The organism is Sphingomonas sp. Leaf357 (assembly GCF_001423845.1).
GTDB lineage: Bacteria > Pseudomonadota > Alphaproteobacteria > Sphingomonadales > Sphingomonadaceae > Sphingomonas.
The window spans coordinates 354,003-379,313 of the sequence record NZ_LMPM01000001.1; the positions used below are offsets into that span (position 1 = coordinate 354,003).

The following is a 25,311-nucleotide window of genomic DNA, read 5'->3' on the forward strand; positions in this document are numbered from 1 at the left end:
CAGAAGCCGCACGAGACCCCAGCCTTCGCTGGGGTGACGGTGGGGGTTGGCGCAGCGGTGAGGTGGTCAAGCTAATCCCAAAACACCCGTTCGCCCTGAGCCTGTCGAAGGGCGTGTCCCAAGCGCTGCGCTTGCGGCACGTGCTTCGACAGGCTCAGCACGAACGGGTTTGGGAGAGGATGTTTACCCGACAAGGAGTCACGCTTCTCGGACTGACCCTGATCATCCTCACTTTCGCCGGCGTCGATTATGCCACCCTGCCGCCGCCCCTCCCCGATTACGCCCGGACGCGCGCCGCCTGGCATCCCTCCGAAGCGTGGCTCTACGATCGCCACGGCCAGTTGATCGATTCGGCGCGGGTCGATTTCGCCGCGCGTCGACTGGCCTGGACGCCGCTCGACGCCGTCTCCTCTGTCACGCGCGAGACGATCGTCGCGGCCGAGGACCGGCGCTTCTACAGCCATTCTGGCGTCGATAGCCTGGCCTTGCTCGGGGCGCTGCGCGATCGCGTCCGGGGGCGGCAGCATCGCGGCGCGAGCACGCTGTCGATGCAGGTCGCCGGCTTTCTCGCGCCCGAACTCGCCGCGCCGGGCGCGCGCGGGATCTGGGACAAGGTGCGCCAGTTGCGCGCCGGCTGGGGGCTCGAGAACCAGTGGAGCAAGGACCAGATTCTCGAAGCCTATCTCAACCTCGCCGGGTTTCGCGGGGAGGCGCAGGGGATCGGCGCGGCGGCGCTCGGCCTGTTCGGCAAGACGCCGGATGCCTTGTCGCGCGACGATGCGGTGCTGCTGGCGGCGTTGCTGCCGGAGCCGCAGGCCGCATCCGCCGCCGTCGCTCGGCGGGCCTGCGCCCTATCACGCAAGGCATCGCACGAGGCGGATTGCTCGCGCTTCGCCGGCGAGGCGGCATCGATGCTCGGCCCGGCGCGCAGCCTCGCGCTCGATCCGGGGCTGGCCCCGCATCTCAGCCAGCGCCTGCTGACCAAGGCAGGATTGAAGGTGACGACCACGCTGGACGCGACCATCCAGCGCGCGGCGATCATCGCGCTGCGCCGCCAGTTGCAGGGGCTGGGCGGTGCCCGCGCGCGCGACGGGGCGGTGGTCGTCGTCGACAATGCCAGCGGCGACGTGCTCGCCTATGTCGGCGGGATCGGTGGCGCATCGACCGCCGCCGCAGTGGACGGTGCGAACAGCTATCGCCAGGCCGGATCGACGCTGAAGCCGTTCCTCTACGCGCAGGCGATCGAGAAGGGCTATCTCACCCCAGCCTCGATCCTCGAAGACTCGCCGGTGCAGCTCGACACCGCCTCCGGCTTGTACGTGCCGCAGAATTACGACCACGCCTTCAAGGGGCCGGTGTCCGCTCGAAGCGCGCTGGCCGGATCGCTCAACGTGCCGGCCGTGCGCACGCTGCTGCTGGTCGGCGTCGAGCCGTTTCGCGACCGCCTGTGGGATTCGGGCTATCGTGGCCTGGTCGAGGACGGGCAATATTACGGCTTCTCGCTCGCGCTCGGCTCGGCCGAAGTGACGCTGCTGGAACAGGCCGATGCGTACCGCGCCCTCGCCAATGGCGGCGGATGGACTCCGCTCCGGCTGACGCGCGACGATCCCCGCCCGCTGCCGCGCCGCATCACCAGCCCCCAGGCGGCGTGGCTGGTGGCGGACATGATCGCCGATCCCGATGCGCGGGCGCAGACCTTCGGGCCGGACAGCGCATTGCGCCTGCCGTTCTGGGCGGCGGTGAAGACCGGCACGTCCAAGGCGATGCGCGACAATTGGTGCATCGGTTTCTCGGATCGCTACACCGTCGCGGTATGGGTCGGAAATCTCGAGGGCGATCCGATGCGTGCCGTCTCCGGCACGAGCGGCGCGGCACCGGTGTGGCGCGACCTGATGCTCGCGCTGCACGCAGGCCGCGCCGGGCAGGCACCGAAGCGGCCGGACGGGATCGAGCAGCGGGCGATATCGTTCGGTTCGGCGCTCGAACGGCCACGTCGCGAATATTTCCTCGCCGGCACCGGGCAGGCCCAGATCGCCGCCGCGCCGCCCGAATCGCGCCGCCCGCGCATCGTCAATCCGGTGTCGGGCAGCGTCTACGCGCTCGACCCCGATATCCCGATCGCGCGGCAGCGGCTGGCGATCGGCGTGTCGGGCGAGGTGACGGCGCATCGGCTGATGCTCGACCGGCGCGATCTCGGCGCGGCGGACGGCAAGCCGCTGATCCTGGCCGGGCCGGGCCGGCATCTGTTGCGGCTGATCGATGTCGCCGGGCGCGTGGTGGATCAGGTGATGTTCACCGTGCGCTGATCGCGCAAAAAAGCCCGGACGGATCGCTCCGCCCGGGCCAGTTTTCTACCGAGCAATTACCAATAGAAGTTGCGGATCACGTCGATCACGATGCCGCGCCGCGTATCGACCAGCAGCACGTCGTTGTAATGGCGGATCCAGCGCTGGTTCCAGCCCGGATTGGGCAGACGATAGCGCCACGGATCGGCGATGTAGTAACGCGAGCCGTAATAGTTCGGTGCGATGCGGATCCCGCTGCGAAACGCGGTATAGCGGAACGGCGCGTTCCAGTTACCGCGGGCGTAGAGGCCCCGATTGCTGTCGCGGTAACCGCGCCAATCGTTGCGGCCCCAGTTGCGGCGGTCGTCACGACGGTCGCGCACGTCTTCGCGCAATTCCTGCCGCGCCTCGCGCACGTCGCGGCGCTGTTCGCGAATGTCGTGGCGGTCGCCACGGCGATACGCATCGTTCAACTCGCGCTGCTCCTGGCGCACGTCGCGCCGGTCGCGGCGGATTTCGCCGTTGGATTGCGCGCCGGCTACGGCGGGGAATGCCGTGGCGGCGATCAATGCGGTGATGATCAGTTTACGCATGATGAACTCCATTTCTTGTCCGGCGGCAGATCGGGGGGAACCGCCGATATCCGGATCTATGGAGTCGCAGCACTGAACGGTATGCGAACGCGTTGGTCAGCAAATTGTAAGGGTTGCGCCCGACTTCACGGCGTGTCGCGATCGCCGCCGCCCTGCCCGCCGCCGATCGCGCCGACCGTGCCGATATTGCCGAACAATTCGTCGAAGAATCCGCGATGGCGCCCGAGGGTGGGGGTGGTCTTGCCCCAGGGGTTGATCGAGGCGACCTGCTCGACGCCGCCCTTGGAGATCGACGTGACCGTGCCCGACGGGCTGAACGAGATGCGCAACGTCACCTGCGTCTTCGCCTTGGGATTGTTGTAGGCGAAATTCCGCGAATCGCGCGAGATATAATACCAGTCGCCCTGGTTGAACTGGCTGGTGAAGGTCGGCTTGCCCAGCGTCTGCAGCACCGAGGCACGGTTATCGACCCCAATCTGCACCGAATTCACCAGATCGACGTCGATGATATAGCCCTGATGCGACTTGAGCGGCGTGCAGCCCCCGGCGGCGATGGCCGCAAGCCCGAGGGCGGCGATCGTCATCAGCCGGATTTTCGTGACGCTCATCGAACAATCTCCAAGGCCCGTCGCGACACTACACATTGCACCGGCAGGCGATCGCCTCAATATGCCGGGGATCGCGGCCAAACAAGGGCAAGCGCGGGGCACGGAGCATACATGGGCTGGTTGGCGAAGATTCTGGGGCGCAAAAGCGAGGAGGCGCTGCCGCTCTACACCGCGGTGGTGGCGCGTGCGCGCGCCCCGCATTGGTATCTGGACGGGCAGGTGCCGGACAGCGTGGACGGGCGATTCGACATGATCGCCGCGATCCTGGGCTTCGTGGTGCTGCGGCTGGAACAGGAGCCGGAGGGCGCGGCGACCTCCGCCGTGCTGACCGAGCGGTTCGTGGACGACATGGACGGGCAGTTGCGCGAGATCGGCATCGGGGACGTCGTGGTCGGCAAGCATATCGGCAAGATGATGGGGATGCTCGGCGGGCGGCTGGGCGCGTATCGCGCGGGTCTGGCCGGGGACGGGATCGACGCGGCGCTGGTGCGCAACCTGTATCGCGGCGCGGCGCCGGCCCCCGCCGCACTGGCGCATGTGCGTGACGGGCTGCTGGCGTTCCGGGCGAAGCTCGACGCGACGCCGATCGCCGACCTGGCCGAAGGGCGCCTGCCATGATCGCCCCGGAATTTTCCCGCCCCGAGCGGATCGACACGTTCGGCGCGGGCGAGCGCGTGGTGGAGATCACTGCCGATGCGACCGAACGCGCAGCGCTGGCGACGCGGTTCGGCTTGCTGTCGCTCGACCTTCTGACGGCCAGCTTCAGGGTGCGGGCCGAGGCCGCCGGGATCGTCGCGCGCGGCACCGTATCGGCGTCGGTGGTGCAGGCCTGTTCGGTGACGGACGACCCGATCCCGGTCGAGATCAGCGAAGACGTCGCGCTGCGTTTCATCGAGGAGGATGCGGTGGACGACGAGGAGATCGAACTGTCCGAGGATGCGCTCGATACGATGTTCTATACCGGATCGGCGGTCGATCTGGGCGAGGCGGCGGCGGAGACGGTCGCGCTGGCGCTCGATCCCTTCCCGCGCGGGCCGAATGCCGAGGCGGCATTGAAGGCGGCGGGGGTGGTGGCCGAGGACGAGGTGAAACCGCTGGGCGCGCTCGCCGGACTGAAGGGACTGCTGGAGAAGAAGTGAGTCAGCGCGGGGCGATGCCGGTCGCCAGGAGATCCGCGATTACGTCCGCCACCTCCGCCGGTGACCGATCCTGCTCCCACACGCCGTAGCGCAGGCCGAGAAAGACGTTGATCCCCATCAGTGCCCAGGCATGTACTTCCGACACGTCGGCACGCACCTCGCCGCGCGCCGCCGCTGCTTTCAACCGGGCGGCAATGCGATCCGCGGTGGTGGCGTAATGCAGGCGGAAGCTGTCGGGATCGACGAATTCCGCCTCGTCGATGATGCGGTACAATTCCTTGTGGCCGCGGACGAAAGCGATGAAATCGCGCAGGCCGGCATGTTCGGCCGCCAGTTGGTTGGGCGCGGCGCGAATACCCGGCGCGACGTGATCGCGCACCTGATCCGACATGTCGCGTACCAGCGCGCGGAACACCGCGTCCTTCGAATCGAAATAGGTATAGAAACTGCCCAGGGCGACGCCGGCGCGGCGGGTTATGCCGCTGATCGACGCCTCGTGAAAACCGCGTTCGCCGAATTCCAGCGCGGCGGCATCCAGAATCGCGCGCATCGTCTTGCGCCCGCGTTCGGTGCGCGGCGTCTTGCCGGCGCTGGCGGCATCGGCATGTTCGCGCGGGGACCCCTCCGACGCTGCTCCAGCGGGCGGCGTTGCCGATTGGACACGCTGCTGCGTCATTATTTCACCTCCCCGCATCGCCCAAGTTGAAACCTGGTTCATGTTTCATTATAGCGGCTCCACACGGCGCACAACCCGGCTTCGACCGGGGGCATGATGCAGGCGCCAAGGAGGGGATCATCACCATGTCACGCACGGTATCCACGCGCACGTTCCTGAACGCCAGTGTCGCGTTCGCCGCCGTCATCGCCACGCCCGCTTTTGCGCAGGACGCGACGCCGGCCGCGACCGCGCAAGCGGCGGACGAGACGGTGCAGGACGACAGCGCCGATATCGTCGTCACCGCGCGCCGTCGGCAGGAGACCTTGCTCACCGTGCCGATCGCGGTCACCGCGTTCAGCGCGGCGAAGCTGGAGGCGGCCGGCGCGGTCGATCTGACCGACCTGCAGAACATCACCCCCAACACCACGCTGAAGAGCGCACGCGGCACCAATTCCACGCTGGCCGCGTTCATTCGCGGCGTCGGCCAGCAGGATCCGGTGCCCGGGTTCGAATCTGGCATCGGCATCTATCTCGACGACGTCTATCTCAACCGCCCGCAGGCCGCGGTGCTCGATATCTACGATGTCGAGCGGATCGAGATCCTGCGCGGGCCGCAGGGCACCCTGTACGGCCGCAACACGATCGGCGGCGCGGTGAAATACGTGACGCGCAAGCTGCCCGACCATTTCGAGGCGAACCTGAAGGGCTCGTACGGATCGTACAACCAGGCCGACGGCGTGATCAGCGCCTCCACCCCAATCGGCGACATGCTCCGCATCGGCGTCTCGGGCGCTCGGCTGACGCGCGACGGGTTCGGACGCAACCTCAACCTCGGCATCGACAATTACAACAAGAGCATCTGGGCGGCACGCGGCACGATCGAATTCACCTCGCCCGACACCCGCCTGTTCGTGCGCCTGACCGGCGATTACACGCACGACACGTCGAACCCGCGCAACGGCCATCGGCTGATCCCCGGGCTGGTGAGCGGCACGCCGGTGCTGAACAACGTGTTCGATACGAATGCCGGGCTGAACTTCCCCAAGCAGGACATCAAGGCCGGTGGCGGATCCATGTCGGTAACGGCGCAACTGACCGATCACGTCACGTTCCGCAGCATCAGCGCGTATCGTGCCGACCGCTCGTTCACGCCGATCGATTTCGATTCGACGCCTTTGGTCGATGTCGACGTGCCGGCGGTGTATCGCAACAATCAGACCAGCCAGGAATTCCAGCTGCTGTACAACAGCGACAAGCTGAACGGACTGATCGGCTATTATTACCTGGGGGCCGAGGCATCGACCCGGTTCGACGTGTTGCTGAACACCACGCTCGCCAATCTGAACGGCAACACCGCCGGCGACGTGAAGACCGAGACGAGCTCGATCTACGGCGATTTCTCCTACGACTTCACCCGGCAGATCAGCCTGTCGCTCGGCGGCCGCTACACCTGGGACCAGCGCAAGTCGTTCGTGTTCAAGCAGAACTATCTCGGCGGACCGCTGAACGGGGCGAGCGCGGAATTCGGCGGCAACCCGATCCCGTTCGGCGCGCCGGCGACCAACTTCCGCGGCGAGGCCAATTTCAAGCGCTTCACGCCGCGCGCCTCGCTGAGCTTCAAGCCGACCCCCGACCACATGCTGTACGCGTCCTATTCGGAGGGCTTCAAGGGCGGCGGGTTCGATCCGCGCGGTTCGGCGACGCAGGCCCCCAACAGCGCATCGTACCAGTCGGTCTACGATTATCTGTCGTTCGATCCGGAGACGGTGAAGAGCTACGAGATCGGCTATAAGGGGTCGCTGCTCGACCGCCGCCTGACGCTGGCACTCGACGGCTTCTATTCGAACTATGACGACGTTCAGGTACCCGGCTCGTCGGGGTGCACCGTGGGCGGCGTGGCCAGCTTCTGCGGCATCACCACCAACGCCGCGAAGGCGACGATCAAGGGCGTGGAGGCGGAAACCACCGCCGTACTGGCCCGCGATTTCGCCGGCACCGGATCGCACGTCACGTTCAACGGCACGCTCGGCTATCTCGATGCCAAGTACAAGACGTTTCTGGGCAGCGTGACGGCGGGTGCCGCACCGAGCAACATCGCGCAGTTCCGCGTGTTTCAGAACACGCCGAAATGGACCGTCTCGGGCACGCTGAGCGCCGCCGCGCCGGTGGCGGGCGGCCTGCTGACCGCATCGGGCGTCGCCTCCTACCGCAGCCTGACGCATCAGTTCGAATTGGCCAGCCCGTTCCTCGACCAGCCCGGCTACACCTTGTTCGACGCGCACCTGACCTATGCGATCGGCAGCGAAGGCCGCTATTCGATCGGCGTGCACGGCAAGAATCTGACCGACAAGCGCTACAAGACCGGCGGCTATCAGTACATCAACGTCAACGTGGCGGGCACGCCGATCCTGACCGGCACCGGCGGTTACACGCCGACCCTGGGCAAGGAGGGCATCGCCACCGCCTTCTACGGCAATCCGCGCCAGGTGTTCGCGACCTTCACCGCGAAGTTCTGACGACCGGAACGTCGTTTAGGGGATGGAACCGGACGCTCGACGCGGTACGAGCGTCCGGTCAAGTGTTGTGGGAGAGAGATGATGGCGACGCGTGCAGCGACCGGACGGTCGCGCTCCCCCGCATTGGTGCTGGCGATGCTGCTGCTCGTCTACACCTTCAATTTCCTCGACCGGCAGATCCTCGGCATCCTGGTGCAGCCGATCAAGGCCGACCTGCATCTGAGCGATACGCAGATGGGGCTGCTCGGCGGCACGGCGTTCGCCATCCTCTATTCGACGCTCGCCATTCCGCTGGCGCTGATCGCCGACCGGACCAGCCGGAGCTGGGTGATCACCGTCAGCCTCAGCGTGTGGAGCCTGTTCACCGCCTTGTGCGGCGCGGCCACGGGCTTCTGGCAATTGTTCCTGTTCCGGCTCGGCGTGGGTGTGGGCGAAGCGGGCGGCGTCGCGCCGTCCTACGCGCTGATCGCGGATTACTTCCCGCCGGAACGCCGCGCCCGGGCGCTCGGCATCTATTCGATGGGCATCCCGATCGGGCTGGCGATGGGCACGTTGCTCGGCGCGTTCATCGCGACCTATATCGACTGGCGCGCGGCGTTCGTCGCGGTCGGCGTGGCGGGCCTGATCATCGCGCCGATCTTCCGCTGGCTGGTGCGCGATCCGGTTCGGGTCGCGGCCCCGGTCGGCCGGGCGCCGGTGAGCGCGGTGTTCGCGATCCTGGCGAAGAAGCCGAGCTTCTGGCTGATGGCGTTCGCCGCGTCGATGAGCAGCCTGGCGGGCTATGGCCTCGCCTTCTGGGTGCCGTCGCTGATGATCCGGTCCTACGGCTTCGACCTGCAGACCACCGCCTTGTATTTCGCATCGCTGTTGCTGGTGGGTGGTGCGAGCGGCGTGTTCCTGGGCGGCGTGCTGGCCGACCGGATGGGCAAGGCCGATCGCGGCACCTATGCCAAGATCCCGGCCTTCGCGTGGATGATCACCGCGCCGCTGTTCGTCGCCGGCTTCCTGTCGCCATCCCCGGTGCTGGCCTGGTTCCTGTTCGTGATCCCCAACGCGCTCAACATCCTGTGGCTCGGGCCGCTGACCACCGCCGTGCAGCATCTGGTGCCGCCGCACATGCGCGCCACCGCCTCGGCCAGCTTCCTGCTGATCAACAACCTGATCGGGCTGGGCGTGGGATCGTTCGCGATCGGCGCGCTGTCGGACGGGCTGACGGCGCGGTTCGGGACCGAGGCGCTGCGCTATTCCGCCGTCGTGGTGGCGTGCTTCTACGTGCTGGCGACGATCCTAGCATTCGTCGCGGTGAAGCCGTTGCGCAAGGATTGGGTGGACGAACCGGCCGCCTGATACCGGCCGCCGCCGGCCCGAAGTTCACACAAGTTCACGCGATATGTGTCTGCGCGCCCGATCCGAACGTAGCGAGCATCGATCGCAATGAGAAAGATCGTCGGCGAGGTTTTCAGACAAAACCCAACATTGCAAGCGAGCGATTGCGGTGTACGGGCGTGTTCGGGGAATGCGCTTCGACGGCTCGGCGCGAACGGGGGTGACATTGATCGAAAGCGAGCATGGCGCAGGAATCTGTTGAGTGAATCGCACTTTCTCCGTTCGTTTCGAGCGTAGTCGAGAAACAGCCTCGCCACGCCCGGTCGCGGTTTCTCGACTGCGCTCGAAACGAACGGGGCCTGAAACGGGCGGGGTTCGAAACGAAGGGGAAAGGTGAAGTCGTTCGCCTCTAGCGCTCGCGCGTCGCGGCGAACTTCACCTTCGGATAGCGATCCGCGACATAGCCGACGTCCCACGCGGTCTTGGCCATGTAGACCGGGTTGCCGTCGCGATCCTTGGCCAGCGACGAGCGGTTGAGATCGGTGAACGCCTTCAGGTCGGCGGGGTCTTCCGCCGTCACCCAACGCGCGGTGTCGTACGGGGCCATTTCCAGCCCGGCGTCGACCTTGTACTCGGCATCGAGACGCGACAGCAGAACCTCCAGCTGCAGCTGGCCGACGACGCCGATGATCAGGTTCGATCCGATCTCCGGATAGAAGACCTGGGTCACGCCTTCCTCGGCCATGTCGTCGAGCGCCTTGCGCAACTGCTTGGTCTTGGTCGGATCCTTCAGCGCCACGCGGCGCAGGATTTCGGGGGCGAAATTGGGCAGGCCGGTGAAGCGCACGTCGGCACGCTCGCTCATCGTATCGCCGACGCGCAGCGTGCCGTGATTGGGGATGCCGATGATGTCGCCGGGAAACGCCTCGTCGGCGAGTTCGCGGTTCTGCGCGAAGAACAGGATCGGCGAGTGGATCGCGATCGGCTTGCCGTGACCGGTCGGCGTCAGCTTCATGCCGCGCTTGAACGTGCCGGAACACAGCCGCATGAAGGCGATGCGATCGCGGTGGTTGGGGTCCATGTTCGCCTGGACCTTGAAGATGAAGCCGGTGACGTCGGGCCGGTCGGGCGTGACGGGGGCCGGTTCGGCGGGCTGCGGGCGCGGCCCCGGCGCGTGCCGGCCGAGCGCGGCGATCAGTTCCGCCACGCCGAAATCCTTGAGCGCGGAACCGAAATAGACCGGGGTCAGATCGCCCGCACGGTACGCCTCGACATCGAACGCGGCATAGCCGCCCATCGCCAGTTCGGATTCGTCCTTGAGCGTGGCGAGGCCGGGGGCGGAGATCGTCGCGGCGAGCCTCGGGTCGTCCATGCCGGTGAACTGGATCGCCTTGCCCATGAATTCGCGGCTCGGCCCCTCGGGCTGGCTGAGCGCATTGGCGTGGAGATCGTAGACGCCCTCGAAATCGCTGCCCATGCCGACCGGCCAGCTCATCGGGCACACGTCGAGCTGCAGCATGTCGGCGATCTCGTCGAGCAGCTCGAACGGGGGCCGGCCCTCGCGATCGACCTTGTTGACGAAGGTGATGATCGGCACCGAACGCAGGCGGCAGACCTCGAACAATTTGCGCGTCTGCGCCTCGATGCCGCGCGCCGCGTCGATCACCATCACCGCGGAATCGACGGCGGTCAGCGTACGATAGGTGTCCTCGCTGAAATCCTCGTGGCCCGGCGTGTCGAGCAGGTTGAAGGTGAGGCCGTCCTTTTCGAACGTCATCACCGAGGAGGTGACCGAGATGCCGCGCTGCTGTTCGATCTTCATCCAGTCGGAACGGGCGCGGCGGTTCGCCCCGCGCGCCTTGACCTCGCCGGCGAGATGGATCGCGCCGCCGAAATAGAGCAGTTTCTCGGTCAGCGTGGTCTTGCCGGCATCGGGATGGGAGATGATCGCGAAGGTGCGGCGGTCGGATATCTGGGACATTGCGCTCCCCTATCGATCCTGGCCGCGTTCGTCACCCCGGCGCGCATCCTTCACACCCCCGCACATCCGTCACCCCAGCGCAGGCTGGGGCCTGCCGGTTGGCGGGCGGGTGCCATCCCCACAAAGACCCCGGCCTGCGCCGGGGTGACGATTGCGGTTATTGAGGGCAACGGTCACCGTCAGACGGTGAGCGTCACGCTCATCGTGATAATCTTCTCGCCGCCGACCGGCACCTCGAACACGCCGGGCTTGTCGCGGAATTCGCCGGCATAGCCTTGCGGGTCGGCGATGCCGTGCCAGGGTTCGACGCAGACGAACGCGGCGCCGGGCTTGGTCCAGATGCCGAGTCTGGGCGTATCGGGGAAGGCGATGTCGAGCGTGGGGGCGCCGAACGCGCCATAGGTGACGGCCTGCGAAGCGACCGGATCCCAGATCAGCGCATCGTCGACGAACAGATCGTCGCGCAGGCGCAGCGTGCGGCCGTCGAGCGGGCTCTCGCGGGTGTCGGGCGCGATCGTGCCGTCGGCGGCGATCGTCTCGAGCGCTCCCGGCTCCTGCCGGCCGAACAGGATGCGATGCTTGTCGCGCTGCTCGCCGTACGGCAGCGGCCAGGCGAAGGCCGGGTGGAAGCCGAAACTGGCGGGCAGCGGCACGTCGCCGCGATTGGCGATCGTCGCGGTGATCGTCAGCGTCGCGCCTTCCAGCGCGTATTTCAGGTCGAGCGCGAAGGCGAAGGGGTAGCTCTTGCGGGTCGCGTCGCTGTCGGTGAGGCGCAGGACGACGTGATGCGCCTGATGCTCGATCACCTCGAAATCGCTGCGGCGGGCGAAGCCGTGCTTGTCCATCCTGTAGCTCTTGCCGTCGACCCGCAGCGTGTTGCCGCTGAGCGCACCGACGATCGGGAACAGGATGGGGGCGTGGCCGGTCCAGAAAGCCGGATCGGCGTCCGTCATCAACTGCTTGCCGGACCTGTCGGTGAGCGAGGTGAGTTCGGCGCCATGATAGTTGATCCCGGCGGTGAGCTTGGGGGATTTGATCGTGATGAGGTTGGGTTCAGTCATGGGCATGGCCTAAAATGTGCTTCCCCGGCGAAGGCCGGGGTCCAGTCGCGATGCAGAAGGAAACGGCTGCTGCGCCCGATCATATCCACCTTTCCGACCGGGCCCCGGCCTTCGCCGGGAAGCAGCCTCGGAGAGTTGGAATCAGCCCCGCAACGTCGCCCCCAGCTTGACCGCCGCGGCGACGACCTTATCGGAGACCGCCTTCAACTCCTCGTCGGTGAAGCTCTTCGCGGTCGGCTGGAGCGTGATCTCGACGGCGAGGCTCTTCTTGCCCTCCATGCCGGCACCGGTGAAGACGTCGAACAGGCGGGCCGCGACGATATTCGTCTTGTCGGCCCCCTTGATCGCGCGGACGAGAGCATCGGCGGCGAGATCGGCGGGGACGACGAAGGCGAAGTCGCGCGTCACCGATTGCAGCGCGGGCGGCGTGTAGGCCGGGCGCATGAAGCCCCCCCCTTCCTTCAATGGCGCGCGTTTCGCAGGAAGCGCATCGAGATAGAGTTCGACCGCGGCGACCGGGCCGTCGAGGTCGAACGCCTTCAGCACGCTGGGGTGGACCATGCCGAAGGCGGCCAGCACCGTCTTCGGGCCGAGGCGGAGCGTGCCGGACTGGCCGGGGTGCCAGGCGTCGCCAGCTTCGCCCATCACCTGCAGGTTCTCCACCGGTGCTCCGGCGGCGGCGAGCAGGGCCAGCGCCTCGCCCTTGGCGTCGAACGCGTCGAATGCCGCCGCCTTGCCGCCGCGCCAGCCGCGCGGGCGGGACGATCCGGCGAGGACGACGCCCAACGTCGCGCGCTCCTTGTCGGCGAGATAGCGGCGGCCGATCTCGAACAGGCGGACGCTGGTCGCGCCGCGCTTGAGATTGCGTTCCGCCGCCGCGAGCAGACCCGGCAGCAGCGACGGGCGCATGACCTTCAATTCCTCGCTGATCGGATTGGCGAGCGTCCAGGCCCCGCCACCGAACGGAGCGGCCTGCGTGTCGGACAGAAAGCTCCACGTCACGGCTTCATCGAGACCGCGCGCGGCGGCGGCGCGGCGGGCGCGGCGTTCGAGCTTCTGTTCGGGCGTGGCGGTAGGCTTGGCGACGCCGGGCAGGCGGGCAAGCGGGATCGACGGCACCTTGTCGATGCCTTCGATACGGATCACTTCCTCGACCAGATCGGCCGGGCCGTCGACGTCGCGACGCCAGGTCGGGACGGTGACCTGCCAGTTGCCATCGACGGTGAAGCCGAGGCTTTCGAGGATCGCCTGCTGCCGATCGGACGCGATGGCGAGGCCACCCAGGGTTTCGGCCAGCGACGGATCATAGGAGACGGTGCGCTGGTCCGTCGGCGGCGTGCCGGCGCGCGTGACTCCGCTCGCGGTGCCGCCGCAATGATCGAGTACGAGGCGCGTGGCGATGGCCAGACCGTCCTTGAGGAAGGCGGGATCGACGCCGCGTTCGAAGCGCTGCCGCGCATCGCTGGTGAGCGCGAGTTTCTGGCCGGTACGGGCGATCGCGTCGGGATCGAAGAAGGCGCATTCGATCAGCACGTCGGTGGTCGCATCCGATACGCCGGATTCCTCGCCGCCCATGATCCCGCCGATATCGTGCACATGGGCGTCGTCGGCGATGACGGTCATCGTCGGATCGAGCGTGTAGGTCTTGCCGTTGAGCGCCAGCACCTGTTCGCCGGCGACCGCCTTGCGCGCGACGAGGCCACCGCTGAGCTTGGCGCGATCATAGACGTGCAGCGGGCGACCGAGATCGACCGAGACGAAATTGGTGATGTCGACCAGCACCGAGATCGGCTTCTGCCCGATCGCGGTGAGATAGCGCGCCATCCAGGCCGGCGCGGCACCGTTGACGACGCCGCTGACGGATTGCGCGTAGAAGGCCGGGCAGCCTTCGGGATCGTCGGTGCGCACGTCCGGGCCGGGGCCCTCGCCGGCGACCGGCTGGATCGCGTCGACGCGATAGGCCTCGGCCAGCGGCTTCAGCGTGCCGATGCCGGTGGCCGCCAGATCGCGCGCGATGCCGCGCACGCCCATGCAATCCTGCTTGTTGGGCGTGATGCTGACGTCGATCACCGGATCGTTCAGGCCGGCATAGTCGGGATAGGCCGTGCCGACGGGGGCGTCGGCGGGGAGTTCGATGATGCCGTCGTGATCCTCGCCGAGTTCGAGTTCGCGCGTGGAGCACATCATGCCGTTCGACACGACGCCGCGGATCTCGGCGACCTTCAGCGTGATGTCGCTGCCCGGGACATAGGCCCCCGGCGCGCCGAACACGCCGACGAGCCCGGCGCGGGCGTTTGGCGCGCCGCAGACGACCTGCATCGGGCCGTCCCCGGCATCGACCGACAGGACTTGCAGTTTGTCGGCCTGGGGATGGCGTTCGGCGGTGAGGATCTTCGCCACCTTGAACGCGGCCAGCTTCTCGCCCGGATTCTCGACGCCTTCGACTTCGAGGCCGATGCGGGTCAGCGTTTCGACGATCGCGTCGAGCGAGGCATTGGTGTCGAGATGCTGGCGGAGCCAGTCGAGGGTGAACTTCATGACCGAATATCCGTCACATGCAAAATGATCGTCACCCCAGCGCAGGCTGGGGTCTTTGTGAGGCGGGCGTTGCGTGCGCCAACGGGGAGACCCCGGCCTGCGCCGGGGTGACGAGCCGTGGTCACGCGCCCACCCCACCGCTGAGCGTGGGTACGTCGAGCGCGGAGAACCCGTAATGCTTCAGCCAGCGGATATCGCTTTCGAACACGGGGCGCAGATCGTCGATGCCGTATTTCAGCATGGCGAGGCGATCGATGCCGCAGCCGAAGGCGAAGCCCTGCCATTCGTTCGGATCGAGATCGCATGCCTCGATCACCTTGCGGTGGACCATGCCGCTGCCCAGCACTTCCATCCAGCCGTCGCTGCCGCCGATGACGCGCTTGCCCTTTGCGAGGCTGAAGCCGACATCGACCTCGGCGCTGGGTTCGGTGAACGGGAAATAGCTCGGGCGCAGGCGCAGGACGACGTCGTCGCGCTCGAAAAAGGCGCGCAGGAAGGTTTCCAGCGTCCATTTCAGATGGCCGAGCGTGATGCCCTTGTCGATCACCAGGCCCTCGATCTGGTGGAACATCGGGGTGTGCGTGGCGTCCCAATCGGAGCGATAGACGCGGCCGGGCGCGATGATGCGGATCGGCTCGCCGGCCTTTTGCGTGCGGCGTGCGACATCGACCATCGTGCGGATCTGCACCGGCGAGGTGTGGGTGCGCAGCACCATCGGCGGTTCGTGATCGCCGGCGAGATAGAAAGTGTCCTGCATCGCGCGTGCAGGATGCGTCTCGGGAATGTTGAGCGCGCTGAAATTGTGCCAGTCGTCCTCGATCTCCGGGCCGGTGGCGACCGCGAAGCCGAGATCGGCGAAGATCTCGGCCAGTTCGTCCATCACCTGGCTGACCGGGTGGATCGTACCGGCGGGCACGGCGTCCGCGGGCAGCGTCATGTCGAGCGTCTCGCGGGCCAGGCGCGCATCGAGATCGGCGCGCTCCAACGTGGCTTTGCGCTCGGCGATGGCGGTGGTGACGGCTTCGCGCAGACCCTGGATGCGCGGACCCTGCGTCAGGCGTTCGTCGGGCGACATGCCGCCCAACGTCTTGAGCAAAGCGGTGACGACGCCGGCCTTGCCCAGCGCGTGGACGCGGCACGCCTCCAGTGCGTCGAGGCCGCCGGCGGCGGTGATGCCCGCGATGAGGTCCGTCTTGAGCTGGTCGATATCGGTCGATGGATCTGGGATCACTGGCTACTCCGTCATCCCCGCGCAGGCGGGGATCCATAATGTGTGCTTGCCGCTGGCGCGCATACAGCCGCGCGGTTGGCGCCTCATCGGAACCCGATGAATTTACGTCGTCCCGTTCGTTTCGAGCGAAGTCGAGAAACAAGCCGCGCGTGCAAGGCTAGGGTTTCTCGACTTCGCTCGAAACGAACGGCAAAAGGGATGCAAGTCAAAACCACGTCATCCTGCTTGTCTCGCTCCTCCGACATGGATTCCCGCCTTCGCGGGAATGACGAGGAAAGCGATAAAGAAAAGGGCGCCGGTGGGAAACCACCGACGCCCCAAATCTCGCTGCTCGCGGCAGGTCGCCTCAGGCGGCCTGGGGCAGAGCCGCCTTCGCCTGCGCGATGATGGCGCTAAATGCGGCACCTTCGTGCATCGCGATGTCGGCCAGGACCTTGCGGTCGAGATCGATGTTCGCGAGCTTCAGGCCGTGCATGAACGTGCCGTAGGTCAGGCCTTCCATGCGGACGGCGGCGTTGATGCGCTGGATCCAGAGCGCGCGGAACGAGCGCTTCTTAACCTTGCGATCGCGATACGCGTACTGGCCGGCCTTTTCGACCGCCTGCCGCGCGATGCGGATGGTGTTCTTGCGGCGGCCATAATAGCCCTTGGCCTGGCCGAGGATCCGCTTGTGCTTTGCGTGGGTGGTTACACCCCGTTTTACGCGTGCCATGTCCTATATCCCCTTACTTGAGCCCGTAAGGCGCCCACGCCTTTACGGTGGCCGTATCGGCCTTCGACAGCACCTTGGTGCCGCGGTTCTGGCGGATATACTTGCTGTTGTGGCTGATCAGGCGGTGGCGCTTGCCGGCGACGCCGTGCTTCAGCAGGCCGCTGGCGGTGAGCTTGAAGCGTTTCTTGACGCCGCTCTTCGTCTTCAGTTTGGGCATTTTCGTCCTTTCAAAATCGCGGGCGCTTATGAATAGCCACGGCAGCCCATACCGGCCGGACCATTCCTCTTACTCGCGGAGAAGTCGGGGCGCATAGCCGCAGGGTCGGGCAAATGCAACCCGGCGGAACGATTCGCCGTCGCGGCGCGCTTGCACGCGGATGGCCGATGAACCCGAGATCGCAACGACCCCGCCAGCCGCCCCCGCGCCGCCCGCGCCGCGCTGGTACAGGCGGCGCTATCGCGGCGCGACTCCGCTCGGCTGGCTGCGACGTATCCTGCTGGGCCTGCTCGCGCTGATCGCGGCGGTGTGGGTGATCCTGTTCGTCACCAAGGGACGGTTCCTGAAATCGACCTTCGAACGCGTGGTGGGCAGGCTGACCGATCGCACCGTTACCGTGCGTGGTGATTTCCAGCTGTATTTCGCGCCGCTCGACATCAAGTTCCTGGCCGAGGGAATCACGATCTCCAACCCCGCCTGGGCGACGCGGCCGAACCTGTTCGACGCCAAGCGGATCGATACTCGGATCGCACCGCTGTCGCTGATCTTCGGCAAGCGACGGATGCGCTGGCTGGACCTGAGCGATGCCGCGATCGACCTGGAATGGAATGCCGCGCACGACCGCAACACCTGGACGTTCGGCGAGAAAAAGGGCGGCAAGCGGCTGGAGTTTCCGATCATCGGCCGGGCGACCGTGGCGGGCACGACGCTGCGTTATCTCGATTCGCGGTTGCGGCTGGAAACCGACCTGAAGTTCGAGACGATCACGTCGCGCGACGCACGAATCGGCGATGCGGTGCACTTCACCGGCACGGGCACGGTCCGGGCGACACCGTTCCGGCTTTCCGGCGCGTTGATGTCGCCGGACGCGACCGTGGCGCGGGGCAAGAACCAGTTGCTGCTGCGCGCCTTCGCCGCGCACAACCGGATCGACGTGACCGGCACGCTGCCCAGCATCGCCGAGATCGAGGACGTGCCGTTGAAGGTCGAGGCACGGGGACGCAATGTCGCCGAACTGCTCGGCATCATCGGCGTCGTGACCCCCGCGACCCGCGCCTACCGGCTGAACGCGCAACTGGTGAAAAGCGGGATCGACTACACCTTTACCGGGCTGACCGGGCGGTTCGGCGACAGCGACATCGCCGGGCGCTTCACGGTCAGCCAGACCGAGCCCAAGGTGCATATCGACGCGGCGCTGACCACGCGGCGGCTGGATATCATCGATGTCGCGCCGTTCATCGGCTACAATCCCGATATCGTCGCGACCAAGGGCGCGGTCGCCGCCGCCGCCGCGACCGGCGCGGCGCCGGCGCGGGTGATGCCCGACGCGCCGCTGAACATCGAGGCGATGAAGGCGTTCGACGCCGACCTGAACTGGCGCGTCGGGATCGTACGGTCGAAGAACGTGCCGATCTCGAACATCGCGCTGACACTGAAGCTGAAGGATCAGGTGCTGACCCTGTCGCCGCTGACGATGACGATGTCGCGTGGCGACGTCGCCGCCGACGTGACGATCGATACGCGCCGCCGCCCGGCGCACACGACCTACGACATCCGCCTCGCCTCGACGCCGATGGGCCGGTTGCTCGCCGGGTTCGGCGTGGCGGAGGCCGGCACGACGGGGACGATCAAGGGTCGCGTCCAGCTGGCCGGCGACGGCGACACGGTGCACGATTCGCTCAGCTCCGCGAACGGGCGGATCGCGTTCACGATGCCGCAGGGGACGTTCTGGACGCGCAACGTGCAGCTGGCCGAACTGGACATCGGCACGTTCGTGCAGAAGCTGATCCAGGACAAACTGAAGAAGCCGGTGACGATCAATTGCGGTGCGATCGCGTTTACGGTGCGCAACGGCATCGCGGCGGCGGACCCGATCCTGATTGATACCGAGAAGAACGTGATCGCCGGGCGCGGCGGGTTCAGCTTCCGCACCGAGGCGCTGGACCTCGCGTTCCGCGCCGACGGCAAGAAGTTCAGCCTGTTCTCCGGCCAGTCGCCGGTCGGGCTGGGCGGCTATTTCGCGGCGCCGGCGATCAACCCGATCAGCCCGCAACTGCTGACCCGTGCGGGGGTCGGCCTCGGCCTCGGGCTGGTGGCGACGCCGATCGGCGCGGTGCTGGCGTTCGTCGATGTGGGGGACGCGAAGGCGGCGGCGTGCGGCCCGGTGCTGGCCGGCGCGACGGCGGCGCAGCAGCGCACCGTGAAGGGCAAGCCGCGCGACGATGTGGGGACCGGTACGGCCAAGGTGGAAGACAAAGGCGAGCGGAAGAAGATCCTGGGAATTTTTTGAGGGCACGGCTTCGGGCTCCCCGCACGACCTTTAACCACTCTCCGTTCGTGCTGAGCTTGTCGAAGCCCGTGCCATGAACGTAACTCGCACTTGGGACATGCCGTTCGACCGGCTCAGGGCGAACGGGGGGTTGTTGTATGGACACGCCACAATCGTTCCGCCGCCAGCACGATCAGCGCGCCGATCGCGTAAGCGATGAAGTCCCTCACCTCGAAGCTCGTGCCGAGCACCGTGCGGGCGAGCGCGCTATGGCCAAGGCCGAGACGGTCGACGAGATGGACATATTGGCCGACCTCCACCGCGCAGGCGACGGCGAAGGCGACGCCGATCGCGGCGCGGACATCGAGTGGCGTCATGGTGCGGAGCGCGGCGTAGAGCAGGACGACGACGATGCTGTCCCCGGCATAGGGGCGGATCAGCCCATCATGAACGTAGCGTGCGATCAGCACCTCGATCGCGAACAGGGCGAGCGTCGCGCAACCGTAGACCAGACGCCGACTGTTCATCCGCCGATCAATGGCCGCGACAGGCGAGTGCCTCGATGATCTCCTCGACGCGCGCCGGATCGCCCGAGGCGATGACCTCGCCCACGCTGTCGGCGGTGAGCGGATCGCCGGCCCAGTCGCAGACGCGGCCGCCCGCGCCCTCGATCACCGGGGCGAGTGCCGCGAAATCGTGGATCTTCAAATTCGCCTCGACCACGATATCGAGCCAGCCGCTGGCGACGCAGCCGTAATTGTAGCAGTCGCCGCCGAGCACCGTGCTCATCACCGCGCTGTCGAGATGTTCGAACGCGTGCAACTGGCTGTCGTCGAACGCGGCGGGCGAGGTGGTGCCGAGCAGGGCCTTGGCGAGATCGGGGCAGCGCCGCGTGGCGGCGGGCTTGCCGTTGAACAGGGTCGGCTGGCCGACGACGCCGACCCAGCGCTCGCCCAAGATCGGCTGATCGATCACGCCGAGCATCGACCAGCCCTCGACCATCAAGGCGATCAGCGTGCCGAAGATCGGGCGGCCGGAGATGAAGGCGCGCGTGCCGTCGATCGGATCGAGCACCCAGGCACGGCCGGACGTCCCCTCCTTCACGCCATATTCCTCGCCGATGATCGCATCGTGCGGGTACGCCTTCTCGATCAGCGCGCGCATCGCCGCCTCCGCCGCGCGGTCGGCGAGCGTGACGGGCGAAGCGTCTTCCTTCGCCTCCAGGCCATGAGCGCTGCGGAAATAGGGGCGGATCGCGACGCCGGCGGCATCGGCGAGCTGGCCGGCAAAGGCGATTTCGGGGCTGGAACTGCGCATCCGCTTTGCCTAGCCGGGCCGCCGCCGCGTCGCCAGCCCCGTCGTCGCGGCGATCGCGAACATGGACGGACCGGGGAAACGAACCGATCCGGTGGCGTCGCACACCGGTTATTAGCGGTTCGGTTCTATAATGAGGGCAAGAAAGGGCAGCAGGTTGCGCTACATCCACAACGGGCGTAGCGATCCGATCGATCGCTGGGGGGCGTGATGAAGACGGGGAACGCACTCTACAAGGCCGAGACGGGCAAGGCGAAGGACGACCTGTTCGCGCGCATCGGCGAGTTCCTGTGGGAGCAGCGCCTGAGCCCAGACCCGCAACATTACGCCTTCGCCTACCGGGTGATGACCGAGGCGCAGGGCCCGTTCGGGCAGACCGTGGCGAAACTGACCGATGGCGGCGTGCGGCTGTCGCGGGCGGATATCGAGAAACTGGGCGGCGCCGTCGCGATGGACGCGGCGAGCCAGCAGGCGGCGCGGGCCAAGAGCGACGGGCTGGTCGCGCAGACCCAGATGCAGGTCGAGGGCTTCACCGACATGGTGCAGGCGATGCGGATCGAAACCGAGGATTTCGGCCGCGATCTCGCCGCCAGCGCGGATGCGATGAGGGATACCGGCCTCGGCACCGACGAGGTCGTGCGGCTGACCGGCGCGATGCTCGACCGCGTGCGCAGCGCGGAAAGCCGGCTGGAGGCGGCGACGCACGAGGCGAGCGAGCTTCGCGCCAAGCTGGAAGAGGCGCGCGACAATGCCCGGCGCGATCCGCTGACCGACCTGCCCAACCGCCGCGCGTTCGAGGAAGCGTTCAAGACGCAGAGCGCGAACGGCGCGGCCTTGTGCGTCGCGGTGTGCGACGTCGACCACTTCAAGTCGGTGAACGACCGCTTCGGTCATGCGGTGGGCGACCGCGTGCTGAAGGCGATCGCCGAGGCGCTGTCGACCGCCTGTTCCGGCCATATGGTCGCACGTTATGGCGGCGAGGAATTCGCCATCCTGTTCACCGGCACCGACCGCGCTACCGCGCTCGCCACGCTGGAGGGCGCGCGCATCACGGTGGCGGCGAAACGCTATCGCCTGCGCGAATCGGACGAGCCGCTGGGTGCGGTGACCTTCTCCGCCGGGCTGACCCAGGGGGCGGAAGGCGAGTCGCTGGGCACCGTGTTCGGGCGGGCGGACAAGCTGCTCTATGCGGCCAAGCACGCCGGGCGGAACCAGCTTCAGATCGGCTGATGGCTTCACGCCAACATCTGGTGGAAAATCCCGCCTGATTTGGTGCGGTTTCACATGCGCGGCGCGTCGAACTTTCGGAATGTAGCGATTACAAATACTTATCGAATTGGCACGCTCCCTGCAAAGTTTCTGGCATCGGCGGACGGATGGTCCGGACCGCCGCCAAGCTAGGGAGTAACCACCATGTCGTTCCATTTCGAAGCCGCCCAGCGCGTCGCCGTTTCGCTCGTCGCCGCCGTATTCGTCGCCGCCGTGATGATCAGCGCCGCCGTTCCCGTCCTTCCGATCGCATGATCGGAAGGGGCCGCCGGCCCCCTTTGTCCGAATCCGCGCGCTTCTCGTGCCGGATCGGTCTATATCGGCCCCGGGCATGACGCCCGGCGAGGACGATGACATGGCCAAGAGCCAGAAGAAATCGAACAAGGAAGTGCGCAAGCCCAAGGCCGAAAAGGTCAAGGCGATCGCCGCCAACAGCTCCACCAAGAACAAGGCCGTCGACATGGTCACCATAAAGAGCTGACCAGTGAGCGACGACGACAGCTTCGTCTATGACGAGGCGAGCGGCGAGTGGATCAGCGCCGCCGATGCCGGCATCCCCACGGACGACGGCGTGATCGTCCGCGATGCGGTCGGCAACGTGCTGGCCGATGGCGACCAGGTGACGTTGATCAAGGACCTGACCGTCAAGGGAGCGGGGCAGACGCTGAAGCGCGGCACGCTGATCAAGTCGATCCGGCTTACCGGCGACGCGCAGGAAATCGATTGCCGGTACGAGGGCATCAAGGGCCTCGTGCTGCGCGCCGAATTCGTCAAGAAACGCTGAGTGGTGACGGGATCGGTCGAGATCCGGTTGCCCGAAAGCTGGCTCGCGCCGCTGCGGGGCGAATTCGACCAGCCGTACATGGCCGCGCTGAAGAACTTCCTCGCCGCCGAGCGTGCGGCCGGCAAGCGCATCTTTCCGCCGCCGGCCGACTGGTTCCGGGCGCTCGACCTGACGCCGCTCGACCAGGTGCGCGTCGTGATCCTCGGGCAGGATCCCTATCATGGCGAGGGGCAGGCGCATGGCCTGTGCTTCTCGGTGCGGCCGGAGGTGCGGACGCCGCCGAGCCTCGTCAACATCTACAAGGAGATCGAGGCCGATCTGGGCGTGCCGCGCGCCGCTCACGGCGTTCTCGAACACTGGGCCGAGCAGGGCGTGCTGCTGCTCAACACCGTGCTGACGGTCGAGATGGGGCTGGCCGCGTCGCACCGCGACAGGGGGTGGGAGCGCTTCACCGACAAGGTGATCGCGGCGGTCAACGCCAAGGCCGAGGCGGTGGTGTTCATGCTGTGGGGCGCGCACGCCCAGAAGAAGGCGGCGCTGATCGACGACGTGGCAAGCGGCGGACGGCATCTGGTGCTGAAGGCGGCGCACCCCTCGCCACTGTCGGCGCATAACGGGTTCTTCGGCAGCCGGCCTTTCTCCCAAGCCAATGCCTTTCTCGAGGCGCATGGCCGCGGGGCGATCGACTGGGCCCTGCCGCCGGCGACGCGATGAGCGGGCTCGATCGCTTCGTCGAGGCGCAGCGTGGCGTCTACGACCAGGCGCTGGCCGAATTGCGCGCCGGGCACAAGACGAGCCACTGGATGTGGTTCGTGTTTCCGCAGATCGCTGGCCTCGGCCAGTCGCCGACCGCGCGGCACTTCGCGATCCGCGACCTGGACGAGGCGCGCGACTATCTGGCTCATCCGTTGCTTGCCGCGCGGCTGGAGCGCAGCGTGCAGGCGGTGACCGGCTGGGCGGGGCGGCGATCGGCCGAGGCGATGCTCGGCGGGATCGATGCGATGAAATTGCGATCGAGCTGTACGCTGTTCGAGGCCGCAGGGGTCGGGGCGGCGGGCGGGGGACCGGTGTTCGCCGCCTGCCTCGACGCCCTGTTCGACGGCGCCCGCGATGCGGCCACGTTGCGGCTGATCGGGCGTTAGCGGAGCGAAGTGCGCGGGCGCACGTTGGTCTCCGTACAGGAGGAACATCATGTCCAAGACCGAACCCAAGACGCTGGCCGACATCGCCGAGGCGATGAAGCAGATCGACTTCGCGATGCTCTCCACCCGCACCGAGGACGGGATGATCGGCGCGCGGCCGATGAGCAACAACCGCCAGGTCGATTATGACGGCGACAGCTGGTATTTCACCACCGACGATACGCGGATGGTGGACGATATCGCCGCCGATCCGAACGTGTCGCTGGCCTATCAGGGCAAGGCCGGATTGCTCGGCCTGCGCCCGCTGTTCATCGCGATCGAGGGCCGCGCGGTGCTGATCCGCGACAAGGCGCTGTTCGAGGAACATTGGACGAGCGGGCTCGACCGCTGGTTCCAGCAGGGCGTCGACACGCCCGGCCTCGTGCTGATCAAGGTCCACGGCGTCCGCGCGCATTATTGGGACGGCGAGGACGAAGGCGAGATCGTGTTGAAGGCCGACGCGCCGGCCTGATCGAAGGGGCGGCGGCGAGGTCCACGCCGCGCCACTCGGCACCGAAGTTCACGCAAAGTCACACGCTATCGGGCCTCGGGCGGGTTCCGGCACCCGCCCGGCGCACCCGAAGTTCACACAAGGTCACGCGGTATCGGGGTCTTCGCCTTCGATTTCGTCCTCTTCTTCCTCCTCGTCGTCATAGTCCCAATCGTCCGACTCGTCCCAGCTGTCGTCCTCCTCGTCATAGTAGGAGCCGTGGTCCTCCGGATCCTTGTCCCCGGGGTAAAGACCGCGCCGGGCCCGATCCAGCATCGCCTCGATTTCCGGGCTGTGGCCCAGCTGGGCGTCCTCCTCCGGGTGCCGGAGATCGGGCGGGAGATAGCCGGCATCGGCGTGGCGCAGGCGAAAATCGCGCAAATGGGGATCGAGCGTCGCGCCCGGATCGGCGGGCGGCACGGGGCCGAGCCGCGCCAGCGCGTCGTCGACGGGGGGCGGATACGGCGCGGTGGCGGAGACGGAGGGCGCGGCGCGATCGCGGTGGAGATCGCCGTAGCGATCGGGGAAATGCTTGCGCAGCAGGAACATCATCATCGCATCGCTCTGACGGAGGCGGCGGCCGATGACACGACCGTCGCGATCGTACACCGGCTCCTCCGATCCATGCACGGCGCGTTCGAACGCGGCATCGACCAGGCCGAACGCCGCCTGCTGGATCGCCGCATCCCAGGCGGCGGCGAACGCCTTGCCCTCCGGCGCGCGGCGCAGGCGATAGGCGCTGGAGGGCGACATGCCGGACATATCGGCGGCGGTGCGCACGCTGCCGGTATCGGCGAGATAGCCGATAAAGCTGCGCTGCCGTTCCGGGCTCCAGCCATCGACCCGCCGCGCGCGCGGCACGGGCACCCAATCATAGTGATCCGGATCGAAGCCGTGCGCGTCCAGCGCGGGCGTGGGCGCTGGCCGGGGATCGGGTTTGGGATCGGATCTGGCTTCGGGCGGCGCCTCGGGCGGAGCCGTGGCGGGCAGCGAAGCCGAGGGCGACGCCGCGCGGATCGGCGGGATCAGCGCATCGCGCACCGGATCGGCCACCGGCGACGTGGATGCCGCCGCAGGGGTTTCGGGGACGCCTCGGCCAGCAGCGGAGGCGCGGTTGCGGGTGGGGTTGCTTGCCATCC

Annotated in this window: 24 protein-coding genes; 12 read left to right on the forward strand and 12 right to left on the reverse strand. The window is 67.1% G+C overall.

Going from position 1 to position 25,311, the window contains the following annotated elements:
• Nucleotides 1-179: 179 nt before the first annotated feature.
• Nucleotides 180-2,306: a penicillin-binding protein 1C gene (gene pbpC, locus ASG11_RS01665; RefSeq protein WP_055774341.1), complete on the forward strand. Its 2,127-nt coding sequence runs from the start codon at nucleotides 180-182 to the stop codon at nucleotides 2,304-2,306.
• Nucleotides 2,307-2,362: 56 nt separating this feature from the next.
• Here pbpC and ASG11_RS01670 read toward each other — a convergent pair whose 3' ends face one another.
• Nucleotides 2,363-2,878 carry a DUF1090 family protein gene (locus tag ASG11_RS01670; RefSeq protein ID WP_055780035.1) on the reverse strand — a complete coding sequence of 172 codons (516 nt, stop codon included), beginning with the start codon at nucleotides 2,876-2,878 and terminating at the stop codon, nucleotides 2,363-2,365.
• Nucleotides 2,879-3,003: 125 nt separating this feature from the next.
• Nucleotides 3,004-3,486 carry an outer membrane protein assembly factor BamE gene (locus ASG11_RS01675; RefSeq protein ID WP_082472537.1) on the reverse strand — a complete coding sequence of 161 codons (483 nt, stop codon included), beginning with the start codon at nucleotides 3,484-3,486 and terminating at the stop codon, nucleotides 3,004-3,006.
• 111 nt (nucleotides 3,487-3,597) lie between these two features.
• Here ASG11_RS01675 and ASG11_RS01680 point away from each other — a divergent pair, with 111 nt between their 5' ends.
• Entirely contained in the window at nucleotides 3,598-4,104 is a 507-nt protein-coding gene (locus tag ASG11_RS01680) for a ubiquinol-cytochrome C chaperone family protein (RefSeq protein WP_055774347.1), read from the forward strand.
• Entirely contained in the window at nucleotides 4,101-4,625 is a 525-nt protein-coding gene (locus ASG11_RS01685) for a YceD family protein (protein WP_055774349.1), read from the forward strand. The genes ASG11_RS01680 and ASG11_RS01685 overlap by 4 nt, the downstream gene beginning before the upstream one ends.
• Nucleotide 4,626: 1 nt before the next feature.
• Here ASG11_RS01685 and ASG11_RS01690 read toward each other — a convergent pair whose 3' ends face one another.
• A complete protein-coding gene (locus tag ASG11_RS01690; protein ID WP_055774352.1) occupies nucleotides 4,627-5,301 on the reverse strand; it encodes a TetR/AcrR family transcriptional regulator in 675 nt (224 codons plus the stop codon).
• A 125-nt stretch (nucleotides 5,302-5,426) separates the two neighbouring features.
• On the opposite strand from ASG11_RS01690, the gene ASG11_RS01695 reads away from it, so the two are divergent.
• Together ASG11_RS01695 and ASG11_RS01700 are read left to right on the forward strand one after the other, a co-directional pair.
• Nucleotides 5,427-7,799: a TonB-dependent receptor gene (locus ASG11_RS01695; protein ID WP_055774355.1), complete on the forward strand. Its 2,373-nt coding sequence runs from the start codon at nucleotides 5,427-5,429 to the stop codon at nucleotides 7,797-7,799.
• A 78-nt stretch (nucleotides 7,800-7,877) separates the two neighbouring features.
• The gene (locus ASG11_RS01700; RefSeq protein WP_082472538.1) at nucleotides 7,878-9,146 is read left to right on the forward strand and encodes a spinster family MFS transporter; all 1,269 of its coding nucleotides are present in this window, start codon (nucleotides 7,878-7,880) and stop codon (nucleotides 9,144-9,146) included.
• Between the two features lie 388 nt (nucleotides 9,147-9,534).
• Here the strand turns inward: ASG11_RS01700 and ASG11_RS01705 are convergent, their stop codons facing one another.
• The 6 genes from ASG11_RS01705 to rpmI all read right to left on the reverse strand — a co-directional run bounded on the left by ASG11_RS01705 (nucleotide 9,535) and on the right by rpmI (nucleotide 16,865).
• Nucleotides 9,535-11,106, reverse strand: coding sequence for a peptide chain release factor 3 (locus ASG11_RS01705; protein WP_055774357.1), 1,572 nt, complete (start codon nucleotides 11,104-11,106; stop codon nucleotides 9,535-9,537).
• Between the two features lie 179 nt (nucleotides 11,107-11,285).
• Entirely contained in the window at nucleotides 11,286-12,167 is an 882-nt protein-coding gene (locus ASG11_RS01710; RefSeq protein WP_055774360.1) for an aldose 1-epimerase family protein, read from the reverse strand.
• 141 nt (nucleotides 12,168-12,308) lie between these two features.
• Nucleotides 12,309-14,705, reverse strand: coding sequence for a phenylalanine--tRNA ligase subunit beta (gene pheT / locus ASG11_RS01715; RefSeq protein ID WP_055774362.1), 2,397 nt, complete (start codon nucleotides 14,703-14,705; stop codon nucleotides 12,309-12,311).
• A 121-nt stretch (nucleotides 14,706-14,826) separates the two neighbouring features.
• On the reverse strand, nucleotides 14,827-15,912 hold the full coding sequence (pheS, locus tag ASG11_RS01720; RefSeq protein ID WP_443024469.1) for a phenylalanine--tRNA ligase subunit alpha: 1,086 nt from the start codon (nucleotides 15,910-15,912) through the stop codon (nucleotides 14,827-14,829).
• A gap of 370 nt (nucleotides 15,913-16,282) precedes the next feature.
• Nucleotides 16,283-16,648 carry a 50S ribosomal protein L20 gene (rplT, locus tag ASG11_RS01725; protein WP_055774364.1) on the reverse strand — a complete coding sequence of 122 codons (366 nt, stop codon included), beginning with the start codon at nucleotides 16,646-16,648 and terminating at the stop codon, nucleotides 16,283-16,285.
• A gap of 13 nt (nucleotides 16,649-16,661) precedes the next feature.
• The gene (gene rpmI, locus ASG11_RS01730; RefSeq protein ID WP_017977259.1) at nucleotides 16,662-16,865 is read right to left on the reverse strand and encodes a 50S ribosomal protein L35; all 204 of its coding nucleotides are present in this window, start codon (nucleotides 16,863-16,865) and stop codon (nucleotides 16,662-16,664) included.
• A gap of 160 nt (nucleotides 16,866-17,025) precedes the next feature.
• Here rpmI and ASG11_RS01735 point away from each other — a divergent pair, with 160 nt between their 5' ends.
• Complete coding sequence (locus tag ASG11_RS01735; protein ID WP_055774367.1) at nucleotides 17,026-19,155, forward strand: AsmA family protein; 2,130 nt, start codon at nucleotides 17,026-17,028, stop codon at nucleotides 19,153-19,155.
• Between the two features lie 113 nt (nucleotides 19,156-19,268).
• On the opposite strand, the gene ASG11_RS01740 is transcribed toward ASG11_RS01735, so the two are convergent.
• The gene (locus ASG11_RS01740; protein ID WP_055774370.1) at nucleotides 19,269-19,661 is read right to left on the reverse strand and encodes a ribosomal maturation YjgA family protein; all 393 of its coding nucleotides are present in this window, start codon (nucleotides 19,659-19,661) and stop codon (nucleotides 19,269-19,271) included.
• 7 nt (nucleotides 19,662-19,668) lie between these two features.
• Nucleotides 19,669-20,451 (reverse strand): histidinol-phosphatase, encoded by a 783-nt coding sequence (hisN, locus tag ASG11_RS01745; RefSeq protein WP_055774372.1) that lies wholly within the window; start codon nucleotides 20,449-20,451, stop codon nucleotides 19,669-19,671.
• Nucleotides 20,452-20,658: 207 nt separating this feature from the next.
• On the opposite strand from hisN, the gene ASG11_RS01750 reads away from it, so the two are divergent.
• From ASG11_RS01750 to ASG11_RS01770, 6 genes are all read left to right on the forward strand, one after another.
• Entirely contained in the window at nucleotides 20,659-21,678 is a 1,020-nt protein-coding gene (locus tag ASG11_RS01750) for a GGDEF domain-containing protein (protein WP_055774374.1), read from the forward strand.
• A 394-nt stretch (nucleotides 21,679-22,072) separates the two neighbouring features.
• Nucleotides 22,073-22,198: a hypothetical protein gene (locus tag ASG11_RS19350; protein ID WP_269083364.1), complete on the forward strand. Its 126-nt coding sequence runs from the start codon at nucleotides 22,073-22,075 to the stop codon at nucleotides 22,196-22,198.
• 3 nt (nucleotides 22,199-22,201) lie between these two features.
• Nucleotides 22,202-22,501 (forward strand): alkylphosphonate utilization protein, encoded by a 300-nt coding sequence (locus tag ASG11_RS01755; protein WP_055774376.1) that lies wholly within the window; start codon nucleotides 22,202-22,204, stop codon nucleotides 22,499-22,501.
• A gap of 78 nt (nucleotides 22,502-22,579) precedes the next feature.
• Nucleotides 22,580-23,215 (forward strand): uracil-DNA glycosylase, encoded by a 636-nt coding sequence (gene ung / locus ASG11_RS01760; protein WP_236697482.1) that lies wholly within the window; start codon nucleotides 22,580-22,582, stop codon nucleotides 23,213-23,215.
• On the forward strand, nucleotides 23,212-23,643 hold the full coding sequence (locus ASG11_RS01765) for a DUF1810 domain-containing protein (protein ID WP_055774379.1): 432 nt from the start codon (nucleotides 23,212-23,214) through the stop codon (nucleotides 23,641-23,643). The genes ung and ASG11_RS01765 overlap by 4 nt, the downstream gene beginning before the upstream one ends.
• Before the next feature lie 49 nt (nucleotides 23,644-23,692).
• A complete protein-coding gene (locus tag ASG11_RS01770) occupies nucleotides 23,693-24,154 on the forward strand; it encodes a pyridoxamine 5'-phosphate oxidase family protein (protein ID WP_055774382.1) in 462 nt (153 codons plus the stop codon).
• A 123-nt stretch (nucleotides 24,155-24,277) separates the two neighbouring features.
• Here ASG11_RS01770 and ASG11_RS01775 read toward each other — a convergent pair whose 3' ends face one another.
• Complete coding sequence (locus ASG11_RS01775; protein WP_156363611.1) at nucleotides 24,278-25,309, reverse strand: hypothetical protein; 1,032 nt, start codon at nucleotides 25,307-25,309, stop codon at nucleotides 24,278-24,280.
• Nucleotides 25,310-25,311 lie beyond the last annotated feature (2 nt).